This window comes from Lederbergia galactosidilytica, from assembly GCF_017873565.1.
GTDB lineage: Bacteria > Bacillota > Bacilli > Bacillales > Bacillaceae_C > Lederbergia > Lederbergia galactosidilytica.
The window spans coordinates 317,227-332,747 of sequence record NZ_JAGGKH010000003.1; the positions used below are offsets into that span (position 1 = coordinate 317,227).

Here is a 15,521-nt window from a genome sequence, read left to right on the forward strand (position 1 = left end):
GATTGTAGGGAAAAGGGCTGGTCATTGACATCTACTAAGTAGAGTTTGATAATAATAACAGTTTATATTGTGTTCAAGGAAGTGAATCATTGGTGAATGAACGGCAATTATATCGGGATACATGGGCCGAAATAGATTTGAATGCCATTGCCTATAATATGAAGGAAATTTGTAAGTTACTTCCAAATAAAACAAAGGTTTTTGCAGCGGTGAAGGCAAATGGCTATGGACATGGAGCAATACAAGCGGCAAGAGCAGCCCTAAACAGTGGTGCTCATGGTTTATTAGTCGCTTTTTTGGATGAAGCTTTGGAACTAAGAAAAGCTGGTATAACAGCACCTATTTTGGTTTTAGGTTATACACGTGCGGACGACGCTGGTGTAGCGGCAAAGAGTAATATTTCATTAACCGTTTATCAATATGAATGGTTACAAAATGCTGAAAAGTTTATCTCAGATGAATCTACATTATCCGTGCATATAAAATGTGATACAGGCATGAATCGAATTGGGATTAAGGGAATAAATGATTTATGTCTTATGGAGGATTTTATCACGACATCAAGCTCATACTATTTTGAAGGGATTTATACACATTTCGCTACAGCTGATCAAGTAGAAGAACAATACTATCAAAAACAATTAGCTCGCTTTCGGGAGTTTTTGGGGGTGTTAAAGACACAACCTCCTTATGTGCATGCTGCTAATAGTGCTGCTACTCTTTATCATCACGATTCACTGTTTAATGCGATTAGGGTTGGAATAGCCATATATGGACTTTCCCCTTCACCTGAAATTAAACCTTATCTTCCATTTAAAGGGATGGAAGCTTTCTCCTTATATACAAAAATCATTCATATAAAAAAATTATCAGCTGGTGAAACGATCGGTTATGGGGCAACCTACACAGCTGAAGAAGATGAATGGATTGCCACGATACCAATTGGTTATGCAGATGGCTGGCTAAGACATTTGCAAGGTTTTCGAGTTATTGCAGATGATGAGTGGGCCCCAATTGTTGGGCGGATTTGCATGGATCAAACTATGATTAAGTTACCTTATTTCATGCCGATTGGGACAAAAGTCACTTTAATGGGGCAACGAAATGGAAAGAAAATCTCCATTGATCATGTTGCGGAAAAATTAAATACAATTAATTACGAAGTAACATGTATGATTAGCCATCGAGTACCCCGTATTTATATTTAGGCAAGACGGCACTGCCACAGGATGTAGCGCTTTTTGTGATGTTTCATTTAAACCAACGAAGGGGAAGTTCCCCTTTTTGGTCCAGGAACATTTAGGCTAACAGGATGGTGGTCAGAACAGCGTTGCGACGTACAGGATGTCACGGTTTGAGTCTGCCGCCAGGACGGCGCGAACTCAGCTGTTCTTCCTCTATTATCCCCTAGGTAATTGCCTTCCACTTTTCGTTTGTCTAGATCCGACTCCATACGAACTTTCGGTGCCTTCCTATGATCTCGGATGAGTTTGGACGCAGCTAAAAAGGTGCTTCCGCTTTTCGTATTATTTTGACGAAAAGCATAAAAATTTTGGTAAATTTAGAAGGATAATTACGATAAACGTAGAAATATTAGTATTATAACTGGATTTATGGGTTGATAATAGTAAGAGAATCTAGAAACAGTCTTTGCACACGTGCTGATTGATGGTATCATAATACAGAATGGTTAGAGTGATTGTGGAGGTGTCGTGGGTGTCTGAATCCAGCGGAACAACGGAAATCATGATTCGCTTGCCGCAGCAGTTAATTGCTGAATTGGACGGATATGCTGAATTGGAAAATGTAAATCGTAATGAATTTATTTATCGTGCTACAAAAATGTATCTGCGAGAGCGGAGAAGACGCCAAATTGTAGAAACAATGCGGCGGGGTTACATGGAAATGGCGAAAATCAATTTGGCAATAGCTTCCGAAGCCATTCAGGCAGAGTACGAAGCGGAAAATACAGTTGAACGTCTTGTAAGCGGGGGCTAGTATTTTGAGTGTAAAGCGTGGTGATGTGTATTTCGCCGACTTGTCACCAGTAGTCGGTTCAGAACAAGGCGGAGTGCGTCCTGTTTTAGTGTTGCAAAATGATATTGGGAATCGATTTAGTCCTACCGTCATTATTGCTGCCATAACAGCGCAGATTCAAAAAGCCAAATTGCCCACACATGTGGAAATTGATGCCGAGAAGTATGGTTTTGAAAGAGATTCAGTCCTACTGCTTGAACAAATTCGTACGGTTGATAAACAACGTCTAACGGATAAAATTACACATTTAGACGAAGAAATGATGGAAAAGGTAGATGAAGCCTTACAAATAAGTTTGGGACTCATCGATTTTTAAGGCGCTTTATTGTTGAAAAGACAAAAGCGCCTTTTTGCGCAGATAAAATGACTCACTTAAAGGGATAACATAAAACTCCAATTCTGATCATGGCGAATGTATAACTTTTTTCCTGTTCTCTCTTATATAATGTGTTAGTATTTGAGTTTTTTAATAAGCCATTGTTACAATGGAAATTAAGGAAAATATAGTAGTCTACTTATAGAATTTATTCACAGCTGTGAATATTATTTTTTATGTAGGAAATAAAGAGTTTCATTGTCAATTTATCCAAATAAAAAGGGACCTGTCTACTTGAGTGTCTGGCACACTTCATGAAGCGACAAAAGGTGACAATTATCCTTGGCGGTTCATCATTATGACGAATGAGCCGTCCTCAATCCATTGGTCCTTTTTAAAAAAGTAATAAAATTCTCGATTTGCGGATAAATTGCTTGGGGTTGATGTCCAGCTGCTAATCCGAGAAGTCACGGAAAGCAAGACTATTGGGATATCATTCATTATGTCTATTCATCCTTGAATCAGGAGCTTGTGCTTTCTAGATTTAGCCAATAAGAGGAGGAAAAAAGTTCAATGAAGAGAGAAATAGTTCGTTATGTACAAAATTATGGGGGAGACATTGTTGAAGAGTGGATGGATGAAATGCGAGAACGAGGGGATTCTCGGTCATTCAATACGATTTCAGATAATGTATTTTATAATACTAGTAAAGAATTTTTAGATGTGATTGTCTCCAATATTGTTGATTCAGATGAGACTTACCATGAAAAAGTAAAGGATTTTGCTGAGAGTATCATAAAATTAGGCTGGCCACTTACTTATTTAACAACAGGAGTACGAATTTACCAAAGTATTATCTTTGAAAAAATGGTAACTGAAAGTGATTTTACAAAAGATCAAATGAAGAAGTTGGTACTAGATCTTGAATCGTGGTTAGCCCCATTGCAAGATCAAATCATTGATACCTATTCAAATACATGGGAGAAAACGATTACGATGCAAAAGGTGGCATTACAAGAGCTTTCAGCGCCTCTAATCCCAGTGTTTGAAAAAATCTCTATTATGCCGCTTGTAGGAACGATTGATACAGAGCGTGCTAGATTAATTATGGAAAATTTACTAAATGGTGTCGTGAAACATCGTTCAGATGTTGTTTTGATTGATATCACTGGTGTACCCGTTGTGGATACAATGGTGGCTCACCATATTATCCAAGCAGCGGATGCCGTTCGTCTAGTTGGCTCGAAATGTATGCTTGTGGGAATTCGCCCGGAGATTGCTCAAACAATTGTGAATTTAGGTATTGATCTAAACCATATTACAACCACGAGTACCTTACGAAAGGGGATTGCGCAGGCTCTTGCATATACCAATAAGGAAATCGTCGTAATGGAGGGTGCAGATTGAGAATACCAATATTAAAATTAGGCAAATATCTACTTGTTTCAATTCAATGGGAGCTTGATGATCAGACAGCTTTACAATTTCAAGAAGATTTACTACAAATGATTCACCAGACTAACGCAAGTGGTGTAGTCATTGATATTACATCAATTGATTTTATTGATTCCTTTATTGCGAAGGTATTAGGCGACGTTATTGAAATGTCTAAACTCATGGGAGCAAGAGTTGTTATTACAGGCATCCAACCACCAGTTGCGATCACGCTACTTGAACTCGGAATTCGCTTGGATGATGTGATGACAGCTATTGATTTGGAAAATGGTTTGGACAAATTACAACAGGAACTGGGGGAGTAGCCTATGGAGCTGCAGTCCTGCGTTAAAATATTAAATGAATGGGACATAGTAGCAGTTCGCCAATTAGGCAGGAATGTGGCAAAGGAGCTTGGGTTTGGGACGGTTGACCAGGCAAGAATCACGACTGCGATCAGCGAATTGGCAAGAAATATATTCTTGTATGCAGGTCAGGGCGAGGTATGCATTGATAAATTTTACGAGAATGGAAAAAGTGGTGTGAAAATCACTGCAAAAGATCAAGGGCCGGGAATAGCTGACATTCGTAGAGTAATGGAAGACGGCTATACGACATCAGGAGGGCTAGGAGCTGGTCTCCCTGGTGTGAAACGGCTAATGGATGAGTTCGACATACACTCCAAAGTTGGAGAAGGAACTGAAATCACTTCGGTGAAATGGCTCCGATAGGAGGATTTATCGGCATGGGGTTTAGAGAAACATTGGAAGATAAATATAGAGATATTATGTGCAAATACTTAGAAGATAAGAATGAACAGACATTATACCAAGGACAGAAACTAAGCAGAAAATTAATTGAACATCATATATCCCCTGAAGAAATTATCAGCTTACATAAGTCTATAATCATGGAGAATGGTTACCAAAAGGATAATGTTTTACATTCCTTTGATATTTTGTTAGAAGTTATGATGGGCTATGGACTTGCTTATAGAGAGCATCAAAGTCTTCGGACGGAGCAATTAGCCTTAAAAAGTGAAATTGAAGTAGCTGCTAAGATGCAACAAACTTTGTTACGGACGGTAAAACCTCAGATCGATGGATTAGATATTGGTGTGATTAGTGTACCTGCAAGACAAATGAACGGGGATTATTACCATTTTATTAAAGATGAAAATCAATGTCTTGGTGTGGCAATAGCAGATGTCATCGGGAAAGGAATTCCAGCTGCATTATCCATGTCCATGATTAAATATGGAATGGACAGCTTTCCAGAAGGGCAAAAAAGTCCAAAGGAAATATTAGAAAGTCTTAACCGGGTTGTAGAACAAAATGTGGACCCAAGTATGTTTATTACAATGTGTTATGGCGTATATGATCCAGAATTTCATCGTTTTACCTATGCCTCAGCGGGACATGAACCTGGGTTTCTCTATATGTCCAAACAACAAAAGTTTCAGGACCTAGAAGCAAAAGGATTATTACTAGGAATTGATAAAAGAACGAAATATAAAGAGTTCGGACACCAGCTTGAAGTTGGTGATATGGTTATACTTCTCTCAGATGGTGTATCAGAATGTCGAACACAAGAGGGGTTCATTGAGCGAGAAGATTTAATGGCTATGATCTATGATTATATACATATGTCGGCTCAAGAAATTGTCACTAATATTTATAAGGATTTAGAAAGACTACAAGATTTCGAACTGAGGGACGATTTTACTCTAATAATTTTAAGAAGAATTCCTTAACAGGTTTTATCATTATTAAAATGGGGTAGAAGGATATCAGAACCTTTTAAGGGGTGGATGGGATAGTGAATATTTCAATAGATATGAAAGAAACGGAAGTAGGAATCAACGCTAAATTAGCTGGTGAAATAGATGCTTATACGGCTCCAAAGGTACGTGATGAGCTTCTACCACATGCAGGGCAGTCTGGTACGAAAATAGTCGTTGATCTATCGGATGTAAATTATATGGATAGTACAGGCTTAGGTGTGTTTGTAGGATTGTTTAAGACATTAAATGAGCATAATGGTGAACTCGTTTTAAAAGGGATGTCTGATCGTTTAAAACGACTGTTTGATATTACTGGATTAGCCGATGTAATGGACGTCAATACCGAGGTAGAAGGTGGAGTTTAAAATGAAAGAAGCGTTTGACTACATTGAGATGAAGATTCCTGCAAAGCCAGAATATGTGGGAGTGATCCGGCTCACTTTATCAGGAATAGCTAGTAGAATGGGCTTTACATATGACGCGATAGATGATTTGAAAGTAGCTGTAAGTGAGGCCATTACGAATGCGGTTCAACATGCTTATCGACAAAAAGAGGGCGGGGAAATTGTGATCGGATTTGCTCTCTATGAAAACAAACTTGAAACAATGGTCGCCGACTCTGGAAGAAGCTTCGATCTTGAAAAGATTCGGAGGGAAATTGGACCTTATCGAAGTGGAGATACTGAATTTCTTCGCGAAGGAGGCTTGGGACTTTATTTGATTGAAAGCTTGATGGACGAGGTGAAAATACACCAGCATGAGGGTGTAACAGTCTTTATGACAAAATTCCTTGAGGGAGAGCAGGTGGAGAGTGATGTTGAAACAATCTCAACCTGACCATGATAGAAATCAAATTAATGAATGGATTAAAGCTTACCAAGAACATCAAGACGAAGCAGCGCAAAATGAATTAGTTCTCCATTACCAAAAATTAGTTGAATCTATTGCCCGTAAGTATTCTAAAGGAAAATCCTTTCATGAGGATATTGTCCAAGTGGGTATTATTGGATTACTTGGGGCCATTCGTCGCTATGATGAGAATTATGGAAAAACCTTTGAAGCTTTTGCAATACCAACGATTATTGGCGAAATTAAACGTTTCTTAAGAGATAAGACATGGAGTGTTCATGTTCCGAGACGTATAAAAGAACTGGGGCCTAAGATTAAAGCTACTGTAGAGGAACTAACTAGAGAACTTCAACGTTCGCCGAAAATACCTGAGATTGCTAATTACCTGGAAGTATCAGAAGAAGAGATATTGGAAGCAATGGAAATGGGGAAAAGCTATCAAGCGTTATCAGTGGATCACTCCATTGAAGCTGATACAGATGGGAGTACCGTTACCTTATTGGATATCGTAGGTAGTATAGATGATGGTTATGAAAAGGTGAATCAAAAAATTGTGTTGGAAGAAGCTCTACATATTTTATCGGATAGGGAAAGAAAAATTATTCAGTATACCTATTTAGAAAATAAAAGTCAGAAAGAAGCTGGAGAGATGTTAGATATTTCCCAAATGCATGTATCCCGCCTGCAAAGAAAAGCTATTAAAAAACTAAGAGAAGCTATTTTTAAAAACAGCGAAAATACGGAGAAATCTTCTCCATGATCCATTTGGACAACAGTCACTTAGAAGTTCATGCGTTCCAAACGGCAAAAGACAGCAATCTATTTTGTGGTGATGCTTTCTATTTAGATTTGCAAGAGGATTATTTTCTCTGTGTTTTAGCTGATGGATTGGGAAGTGGTCAACATGCATATGATTCAGCAAAGGCAGTTACCTCCGTTGTCGAATCAAATCCAGAAGAGAATGTCCAGACTTTGATGGACTATAGCAATAAAGTGTTGTTACGGAAGCGTGGAGCAGCCGTAGGGATTTTAAAGGTTGATTTTCACAAAAAAGAGTTTGAATATAGTTGTGTAGGCAATATTCGTTTTTATGTCTATACACCAGCGGGTAAATTAATTTATCCTTTACCTGTGACAGGTTATCTCTCCGGCAGGCCCCAGAAGTTTCACACTCATAAATATTCCTATGAAGAGCAGTCGAAGTTTCTTATCCACTCTGATGGCTTCATTAATGTCAAAACTCGCGAATTACTTGGAGGAAATCAGTCAGTTTGGACAATGACAGATCAGTTAAAAGCGAAACAAGTTAATACTACGGATGACATGTCCTTTATCGTTGGTACCCTACTATAAAAGTAGGGCTTTTATTTTTGGGGTGAATATTTAGAACTAGATCTTAGGGGCTGGAAATAAAAAGGAAGACATTGTTATTCTAGCTATTCCGGGCTATGGTCAGCATACGAGCTATTACGACAAAACTCACAAAAATATTACAATTAGAAAAAAATCTTGCTTTTAATTGGAATTTAGTTCAAATTATAGAAGGGTATGGTTAGATTAGTAAAGGGAGTGGTAAGGAATGATGGAATGGATGTTAGCCATTTTACTAGGAGTGGCCGTGGTACTCCTTATTCTATCGTTTGTTAAAGCGAAACAGGATTCATCAAAGGTAGAGAGGGAAGTAGATCAGATGTCCCTAACATTGACGGATGAATTGTATAAATTGCAACAAAAGCTTCATTTCCTTGAAATTGATGGGGAGATTAATGCACAGGAATTAGGCATCCCATCAAGTTCTTCTGAAAAGCGAATTTTATTGCGAGATGCTATCGATCTTCATAGACGTGGCTATTCCATAGAGAATATCGCAGCAAGAAAAGGTCTCCCTAAACAGGAAATGGAACAATTACTTGCTCCTTATATGGACGTCAAGGAAGGGGAGAAAAGCAAATAATGTCAGCAAAATCAATGCGTAGCTTTGCTTTCGGCCTTATTATTGCTGCATGTTTGTCAGGAATTGCCTATTATTCTACCAAAGATCAATCAACGACTAAAGAGGTTAAGGAACCATCGGTAGAAGAAATGACAGAAACGTTAGCCTCAGAGGGATACGTGATCCATACTGAAGAGGAATGGCGCGAACAACTTGCCGCGGCCGAAAAGGCGGAGACAGAGGAAAAAGAAAAAGAAGAAGCAAAGAAAGAAGAAAAAGCAAAAGAAGAGCCGAAAGAGGCAGTGAAAGAGAAAATTGTTTATCGCACCACGGTTACCGTTACTAAAGGAATGACAAGTATTGATGTAGGAGAAGCGTTAAAAAACGCCAATATTATTAAAAACCCAATGGATTTTGTGAATGAAGTAGAAAAACAAAATTTATCACAAGATTTAAAGCCTGGTTCTTATGAGGTAGATAGTAATATGAAGCTAAAAGACGTTATTTCCGTTATCTTTAAAAAATAAATGCGTAAAAGTAAGCTAGGGTACGATACTCTAGCTTTTTTTTCGTATATTATCAGGTTTTCGAGCCGAAGCTAATTAATTGAATATGTGATCGATGTCAGTCTAACAGCGAATAACTAATATCTATGCCTTTTGGCGAGTAGCCCGCTGTTTTTTTCGATTCCTATATTTTAAATGAGTCAAGATATAACTATATAGCGCTTTACTTCCAGAACTAGAGTTTGTACCAATCATCCTGGTTATCCGTTACCTAAACAACATGATCATATAGATTTGCTAAAGAAGAAATTTAACAGAAATGTAAAAACAACTTATGGATCAGTGATTTTGTAGGCGGCTCTATAGATCGGTTTATCTTTTCCGATAATGAATTATGATAAAATAGATATAGTTAAAGAGAAATGAGGGACAAGTGTGATACAAGTTGAACAAAATGTTGATTTACATGGGAAAATAGCGAAAGAACTTAATTTATCAAAAAAACAAGTATCTAGTGTCATTGGACTTTTAGAAGAAGGCAACACTGTTCCATTTATTGCACGTTATCGAAAAGAAATGACTGGTGCGCTAGATGAAGTACAAATTAAAGGGGTTTTGGATGGATGGACATATCTGCAAAATCTAGAGCAGCGTAAAAACGATGTTATACGATTGATTGAGGAACAGGGAAAATTAACAGAAGAATTACAGGTAGCTATTTTAAAAGCAGATCAGCTACAAATTGTTGAAGATTTATATCGGCCTTATAAACAAAAGCGACGTACCCGTGCAGCAGTTGCGAAAGAGAAGGGATTAGAGCCGTTTGCAGAATGGCTCATGAAATTTCCGGCAAGTGGTAGTGTTGAAGAAGAAGCGGAGAAATATATTTCCGAGGAAAAAGGAGTAGAGGATTCTGCTAGCGCGATTCAAGGAGCTCAAGACATCATTGCAGAGCAGGTTTCAGATGATGCGGCCATTCGCCAATGGATTCGGAAAGAATACTTTCACTCAAGTATGATTATCTCAGTAGGCAAAAATATCGAGCAGGATGAGAAAAAGGTTTTTGAAAACTACTATGAATATGAAGAGCCAGTGAAAAGAATTGTTCCTCATCGTACACTGGCATTAAATAGAGGAGAAAAAGAAGATATATTAAAGGTTTCCGTTAAAATGGACCCTGAAAGGATCCTTTCATATATAGAAAGAAAGTTAATCAAAAAAGAAAATTCTCTCGCTACCCCCATGATTAAGGAAGCTATTGAAGATGGATTCAAACGTTTAATTGAGCCAGCGATTGAACGAGAGGTTCGAAATGAATTAACCGAAAAGGCTGAAGCACAAGCCATTCATATTTTCTCTGAAAACTTACGGAATTTGCTTTTACAGCCTCCACTAAAAGGGAAAATGGTATTAGGAGTAGACCCAGCTTTTCGGACTGGCTGCAAATTGGCAGTTGTTGACGAAACGGGGAAGTTATTACATATCGATGTCATTTATCCTCATCCTCCAAAAACAAAACGTAATGAAGCAAAGGAAAAGATGATTCAGATTTTAAACCAGTATCAAATAGAAGTTATTGCGATTGGAAATGGAACAGCATCGCGAGAAACCGAACAATTTACAGCAGATATTTTAAAAGAAATGAAAGCAAATCTTGCCTATGTGATCGTGAATGAAGCAGGTGCAAGTGTTTATTCAGCCTCAGCATTGGCAAGAGAAGAATTCCCTGATCTTCAAGTTGAAGAAAGAAGTGCCGCTTCAATCGCAAGAAGATTGCAAGATCCTTTGGCAGAACTTGTGAAAATTGATCCGAAATCAGTTGGAGTTGGTCAGTATCAGCATGATGTCACTCAAAAGAAATTAAATGAGTCATTAACATTTGTTGTTGAAACTGCAGTGAACCAAGTTGGCGTAAATGTTAACACTGCTTCACCCTCACTTTTACAATATGTGTCTGGGCTTAGTAAAACAGTCGCGAATAATATTGTTAAATATCGGGAGGAAAACGGGAAATTTACAGGGAGAAAACAATTAAAAGGAATTCCGCGCTTAGGAGCGAAAACATATGAACAAGCGATAGGATTTTTACGTATTCTCGACGGTAAGGAGCCATTGGATGTGACGCCGATTCATCCTGAGCATTATACTGAGGTTATGAATTTACTGAAACAACTGGGATTCTCGACAAAGGATATCGGACAAAAAGAATTGGTAGTTGCATTAAAAAGTTTAGATGAGGAAAAGATGGCAGCTGAATTAGGACTTGGTGTTTTAACATTACGGGACATCATTGAAGCACTAATGAAACCGGGGCGAGATTTGCGAGATGAGCTTCCTAAGCCCTTGTTGAAAAAGGATTTATTGAAACTAGAAGATCTAAAACCTGGTATGGAAATGCAGGGGACTGTCCGAAATGTAGTCGATTTCGGCGCCTTTGTTGATGTTGGTGTAAAGGAAGATGGGCTTGTACATATTTCTAAACTAAGTAAACAATTTGTAAAACATCCTTTAGATGTGGTCGCACTTGGAGATATTGTCACAGTGTGGGTAGAAAAAATAGATGTGCAAAAAGGAAGACTTTCACTTACAATGCTTTCACCAGGAGAATGAATGATTTTCTCTACATTTCTAAGAAAATCGCCAAAAAATATGGGTAGGCTTATGGAGAGGGCATCAGTTGAAGCCCGTGCAAAGTAAGCAGAATCAAACGCTTAGCACGCGCTCGTCTAGCGGCAGGCAAAGCGTAATGTCCTGTTGCTGCGTTTGCGCTAGTAAGTTGCAATGCCTGCAAGACCTACGCCTTATAGGTTAACGGCAAGGGGCTCTCTCTTTTGGCGATTTTCGATTTTTGAGACAGCTCTTAGGACCAATATGGGAGCAAGTCCTGACTATCCTTTGGAGTAAGTTGCTTTTATCTCAGACACCTAAAGTAGGTGTTTTCGTTTTTCTTTATTTGCAGTGTTTGTTTCTATAAAAGTGCAAACACTGATTTAATAATTTGATTTGAGAGAGATTTTTTTCGTAAAAGGCCCTTTGCATTTGATTTAAAAACCAGCTAGGCATTCAAAAACCTCCTATAGATAGTTTGCTTTCATTATATGGGGAAAAAACAATGTGGTTCCGATGTAATTCGTAAGAGGGTGTTAAGGTGACAAATGAAGAGTTGCAATTTTTAGTGGAGAAAATATCTGAACAGTATTTCCAAAAACCATTTAAACATACCGCTGTTTTCAATGCTCGTTTACGCACGACAGGGGGCCGTTATTTGCTCACCTCTCATAATATAGAAATTAACCGCAAATATTTGGCAGAACATGGTTTATCAGAACTGGAAGGGATTATTAAGCATGAACTTTGCCATTACCATTTGCATATTGAAGGAAAAGGATATCAACATCGCGATCAGGATTTTAAAAAATTAATGAAGAAAGTCGGGGCACCGCGTCATTGCACTCCCCTTAAACTAGAGAATAGAACTGGGGGAATCATTCATAAATATCAATGCCAGGATTGCGCTTATACTTATGAAAGAAAACGTAGAGTGAATACTACTCGGTTCGTATGTGGGAAATGTAAAGGGAAATTAAGAAAATTAGAAACATAGAAAGAAGCATGGATTCATCATCCATGCTTCTTTCTATGTTTTTTGCTTTTAAAAATTTCTAATAGCTAGATCCGTTTGATTTTTACTTCCGGTTAAACGTTAAGGATCCATGGCTAAATAACACTTCATTTAGGCGATATAATCTTCTATAGGGACATCCTCCTGTTTTTGTTGGATATAATATTTACCTTTCGTTAGCACCGCAATTAAAATAGTAAGAAAGGCAGCTAATATCGCTGCGAAAAAAGCAGCGGTACTTTGCAAGAATTGCCCCATATAGCCAATAGCAGCTACAGTACCTAAACCACTTGCAACAATTAATGAAACAACCCCAACAGGGTTCCATTTATATAAATTTTCCTGCCTAGCCTCATAATAGCCAGGTCCAATTTTAAGTAGCTTTTTTACAATTAAGGCATCTGTAACGAGAATAGACGCCCAAGTTAATAAAAAGACACCTTGAAAGGTCATTGCTGTATCAAGATGATTTACAATCCCTCCCAACATGAGGACCATAGCTGATACACCGGTGATGACAACCCAAAATCGTCTACCTGGTGTAAAGTTAAATACATTTTCGAAGAAGTTAGATAGTGAGAGAGAACCACTATAAATATTAGTAATATTAATTCGCACCTGGGTCAACATTGTAAATAAAGCCCCCCAGATACCTAGAAGAAGAACAATATAAACTCCTGGATTTGGTTCACCTAACCGTACACCAAACCAAATGCCAAGACCACCCATCACACCGAAGCAAAATATTTGGGGAATGAATCCGATCGCAAAGATTCCTATTTTGGTATCCTTAGGTTTTAAAAAACGAGTGTAATCTGAAGCGAGAAGCGGGGTGAGCCCCATAATCCCGTGCTGCATACCAATACATAGTAGCAAAGCCGTTCCGCCTACTTGGACATTTTCGGGCATATAGCTCCAAAAGCTACCTTCATAGAGGGAAGGAGTCTTTGCCGACATCACAATGGCAGCAATAAGGAAAATGAAAAATAGAGGTAAAGACCATTTTTGAAGTTTGTCTAATTGTTTTATACCAAACCAATTAAGTGGGATCACTAATGTTCCAAAAAAGAGAATCAATACCCATTCGGGGATGACTGGAAAAAAGGAGTGTACGGCTGAAACTAATATCATTCCCTCTAGTGCGCAATACATAATAAAATTTGTTGCATAAATAAAAGAGGTTAAGGATGCGCCAATATATCCAAAACCTCCGCCCCTTGACATTAAGTTGACATTCATCCCTGATTTGGCTGATAAATAAGCAATAAATGTGCCAAGAACACCTGCCACAATAATAGCGTAGACGGCCGAAATAATTGCATTCATTGCTCCGAATTGAAGGGCCATTACACTTCCCATTTGAAAATAGAAAATGGCCGTTGCAATTCCGAAAGTAATATTTGTAATGCTAATCCATCCCATATTCCGATGTGAACGAGGAACACTTTCTAGTGAAAAATCATCTTTCATTTCTTCTTGTGGTTTGTGATCTGTTATTTTTACAGATCCCATACAATCAACTCCATTCAGTTAGTTATAATTCGGCTTCCGGAAGTGTTGTGAATATTGCGGCACATGCCATTCACTATAACAAAAATACTAGATTGAATTCAAATCGCCTATGAGAGCTTATAAGAGCGTAAGATAAAAATAATCGTGCATTTTCGCACAAACTCAATGGATATCATTAAAATGAAGGTGGATACTGAACGAGGGGAGATATCGAAGAAGTAATTAAACGTCCGACTAAAAGGTTAACAAGTTAATTTTAAAAAAAGTTTTAAAGTGCTATTGACATTATTCGATTCGCTCTTTATAATCATAAGAGTCATTTATTCCGCAGTAGCTCAGTGGTAGAGCTATCGGCTGTTAACCGATCGGTCGTAGGTTCGAATCCTACCTGCGGAGTCTAGCAAGTTGGATCTTCTATAAATATTATTAATTTTTATAGAAGATCGTTCAATTAAATATTTGCTAGTTAATTAATGGAGAAGTACTCAAGTGGCTGAAGAGGCGCCCCTGCTAAGGGTGTAGGTCGTGTAAACGGCGCGAGGGTTCAAATCCCTCCTTCTCCGCCATTATATGGCCCCTTGGTCAAGCGGTTAAGACACCGCCCTTTCACGGCGGTAACACGGGTTCGAATCCCGTAGGGGTCATTTTTGCTTTTTTGTGTGTTCGCTACTTAATAGAATAGCGATCAAATTTATTTCCGTTGTGGAAGTGAAAAAAACAATTCTATCAATTGCTTTTTTGATAGGAAATATGTTAAAATAAACACCTTCAAGTTTGATGGGCTATAGCCAAGTGGTAAGGCAACGGACTTTGACTCCGTCATTCGTTGGTTCGAATCCAGCTAGCCCAGCCATTATGATTTTTACAACCAGAAAAAATCTTTACGCCAAAAAATAACTTGACTTTATAAAATGGTTTTGTTATTATATTCCTTGTCGCTTCACTAAGCGGTAGTGGCGGAATGGCAGACGCGCTAGGTTGAGGGCCTAGTGGGGGTTAACCCCGTGGAGGTTCAAGTCCTCTCTACCGCACCAACAAACACTTATATTGTATGCGCCCGTAGCTCAATTGGATAGAGCGTTTGACTACGGATCAAAAGGTTAGGGGTTCGACTCCTCTCGGGCGCGCCATTTTAATGCGGGTGTAGTTTAGTGGTAAAACTACAGCCTTCCAAGCTGTTGTCGTGGGTTCGATTCCCATCACCCGCTCCAAAAAAAGTTCTTGACAGACGGAAAACTAAGTGATATACTGATAAAGTTGCTGTTAAGGAAGTTTGATCTTTGAAAACTGAACGAAACGAACGTCAATAAATAATGGATAAATGGTCATAGACCATTGCCAGCAATTGAGAAGGAAAACAACTCAAATGATCAAAGGCTAAGAACGCCACATCCTGTGGTGACGCCTTTGTTAGTACATCCTGTACTTCATATTATATGAGAGTTTGATCCTGGCTCAGGACGAACGCTGGCGGCGTGCCTAATACATGCAAGTCGAGCGAATTTGATGGGAGCTTGCTCCCTGAAAAT

General features: G+C 38.5%; 17 protein-coding genes, 7 tRNA genes and 1 rRNA gene. 23 read left to right on the forward strand and 2 right to left on the reverse strand.

From position 1 onward, the window contains the following. Positions 1-89 precede the first annotated feature (89 nt). The 14 genes from alr (at position 90) to J2Z23_RS05030 (ending at position 11,468) form a co-directional block, all read left to right on the forward strand. Positions 90-1,208, forward strand: coding sequence for an alanine racemase (gene alr, locus J2Z23_RS04965; RefSeq protein WP_128738402.1), 1,119 nt, complete (start codon positions 90-92; stop codon positions 1,206-1,208). 508 nt (positions 1,209-1,716) lie between these two features. Continuing rightward, positions 1,717-1,998 carry a CopG family ribbon-helix-helix protein gene (locus tag J2Z23_RS04970; protein ID WP_057981999.1) on the forward strand — a complete coding sequence of 94 codons (282 nt, stop codon included), beginning with the start codon at positions 1,717-1,719 and terminating at the stop codon, positions 1,996-1,998. A 4-nt stretch (positions 1,999-2,002) separates the two neighbouring features. Further along, the gene (locus tag J2Z23_RS04975) at positions 2,003-2,353 is read left to right on the forward strand and encodes a type II toxin-antitoxin system PemK/MazF family toxin (protein WP_057982001.1); all 351 of its coding nucleotides are present in this window, start codon (positions 2,003-2,005) and stop codon (positions 2,351-2,353) included. Positions 2,354-2,926: 573 nt separating this feature from the next. Beyond that, positions 2,927-3,760, forward strand: coding sequence for an STAS domain-containing protein (locus J2Z23_RS04980; RefSeq protein WP_057982003.1), 834 nt, complete (start codon positions 2,927-2,929; stop codon positions 3,758-3,760). Then, positions 3,757-4,113: an STAS domain-containing protein gene (locus tag J2Z23_RS04985; RefSeq protein WP_057982005.1), complete on the forward strand. Its 357-nt coding sequence runs from the start codon at positions 3,757-3,759 to the stop codon at positions 4,111-4,113. The genes J2Z23_RS04980 and J2Z23_RS04985 overlap by 4 nt, the downstream gene beginning before the upstream one ends. 3 nt (positions 4,114-4,116) lie before the next feature. Further along, positions 4,117-4,518: an anti-sigma regulatory factor gene (locus tag J2Z23_RS04990; protein WP_057982007.1), complete on the forward strand. Its 402-nt coding sequence runs from the start codon at positions 4,117-4,119 to the stop codon at positions 4,516-4,518. 14 nt (positions 4,519-4,532) lie between these two features. Continuing rightward, a complete protein-coding gene (locus J2Z23_RS04995; protein WP_064467523.1) occupies positions 4,533-5,540 on the forward strand; it encodes a PP2C family protein-serine/threonine phosphatase in 1,008 nt (335 codons plus the stop codon). Positions 5,541-5,605: 65 nt separating this feature from the next. After that, a complete protein-coding gene (locus tag J2Z23_RS05000; protein ID WP_064467524.1) occupies positions 5,606-5,935 on the forward strand; it encodes an anti-sigma factor antagonist in 330 nt (109 codons plus the stop codon). A 1-nt stretch (position 5,936) separates the two neighbouring features. Beyond that, on the forward strand, positions 5,937-6,407 hold the full coding sequence (gene rsbW / locus J2Z23_RS05005) for an anti-sigma B factor RsbW (protein ID WP_057982012.1): 471 nt from the start codon (positions 5,937-5,939) through the stop codon (positions 6,405-6,407). Then, a complete protein-coding gene (sigB, locus tag J2Z23_RS05010; RefSeq protein WP_057982014.1) occupies positions 6,385-7,179 on the forward strand; it encodes an RNA polymerase sigma factor SigB in 795 nt (264 codons plus the stop codon). The genes rsbW and sigB overlap by 23 nt, the downstream gene beginning before the upstream one ends. Further along, a complete protein-coding gene (locus J2Z23_RS05015; RefSeq protein ID WP_064467525.1) occupies positions 7,176-7,772 on the forward strand; it encodes a PP2C family serine/threonine-protein phosphatase in 597 nt (198 codons plus the stop codon). Before sigB ends, J2Z23_RS05015 begins: the two co-directional genes overlap by 4 nt. Positions 7,773-7,998: 226 nt before the next feature. Further along, on the forward strand, positions 7,999-8,373 hold the full coding sequence (locus J2Z23_RS05020) for a hypothetical protein (protein WP_057982018.1): 375 nt from the start codon (positions 7,999-8,001) through the stop codon (positions 8,371-8,373). Then, entirely contained in the window at positions 8,373-8,879 is a 507-nt protein-coding gene (locus J2Z23_RS05025) for an endolytic transglycosylase MltG (protein ID WP_057982020.1), read from the forward strand. Before J2Z23_RS05020 ends, J2Z23_RS05025 begins: the two co-directional genes overlap by 1 nt. 417 nt (positions 8,880-9,296) lie before the next feature. After that, entirely contained in the window at positions 9,297-11,468 is a 2,172-nt protein-coding gene (locus J2Z23_RS05030; RefSeq protein WP_205634409.1) for a Tex family protein, read from the forward strand. Positions 11,469-11,807: 339 nt separating this feature from the next. Here J2Z23_RS05030 and cmpA read toward each other — a convergent pair whose 3' ends face one another. Then, positions 11,808-11,921: a cortex morphogenetic protein CmpA gene (gene cmpA / locus J2Z23_RS05035; RefSeq protein WP_128738404.1), complete on the reverse strand. Its 114-nt coding sequence runs from the start codon at positions 11,919-11,921 to the stop codon at positions 11,808-11,810. An 85-nt stretch (positions 11,922-12,006) separates the two neighbouring features. On the opposite strand from cmpA, the gene J2Z23_RS05040 reads away from it, so the two are divergent. Next, positions 12,007-12,462 carry a SprT family protein gene (locus J2Z23_RS05040; RefSeq protein WP_057982024.1) on the forward strand — a complete coding sequence of 152 codons (456 nt, stop codon included), beginning with the start codon at positions 12,007-12,009 and terminating at the stop codon, positions 12,460-12,462. Between the two features lie 129 nt (positions 12,463-12,591). Here J2Z23_RS05040 and J2Z23_RS05045 read toward each other — a convergent pair whose 3' ends face one another. Then, positions 12,592-13,992: a purine-cytosine permease family protein gene (locus J2Z23_RS05045; protein ID WP_064467527.1), complete on the reverse strand. Its 1,401-nt coding sequence runs from the start codon at positions 13,990-13,992 to the stop codon at positions 12,592-12,594. 324 nt (positions 13,993-14,316) lie between these two features. On the opposite strand from J2Z23_RS05045, the gene J2Z23_RS05050 reads away from it, so the two are divergent. From J2Z23_RS05050 to J2Z23_RS05085, 8 genes are all read left to right on the forward strand, one after another. Beyond that, a tRNA-Asn gene (locus J2Z23_RS05050) sits at positions 14,317-14,388 on the forward strand. Positions 14,389-14,467: 79 nt separating this feature from the next. Further along, a tRNA-Ser gene (locus tag J2Z23_RS05055) sits at positions 14,468-14,558 on the forward strand. 6 nt (positions 14,559-14,564) lie between these two features. After that, positions 14,565-14,636: transfer RNA gene (locus J2Z23_RS05060), tRNA-Glu, on the forward strand. Between the two features lie 134 nt (positions 14,637-14,770). Next, a tRNA-Gln gene (locus J2Z23_RS05065) sits at positions 14,771-14,845 on the forward strand. A gap of 94 nt (positions 14,846-14,939) precedes the next feature. After that, positions 14,940-15,026, forward strand: a tRNA-Leu gene (locus J2Z23_RS05070). A 19-nt stretch (positions 15,027-15,045) separates the two neighbouring features. After that, positions 15,046-15,122 (forward strand) — tRNA-Arg (locus J2Z23_RS05075). A gap of 7 nt (positions 15,123-15,129) precedes the next feature. Beyond that, a tRNA-Gly gene (locus J2Z23_RS05080) sits at positions 15,130-15,203 on the forward strand. Positions 15,204-15,424: 221 nt separating this feature from the next. Next, a 16S ribosomal RNA gene (locus tag J2Z23_RS05085) occupies positions 15,425-15,521 on the forward strand; the annotation flags it as partial.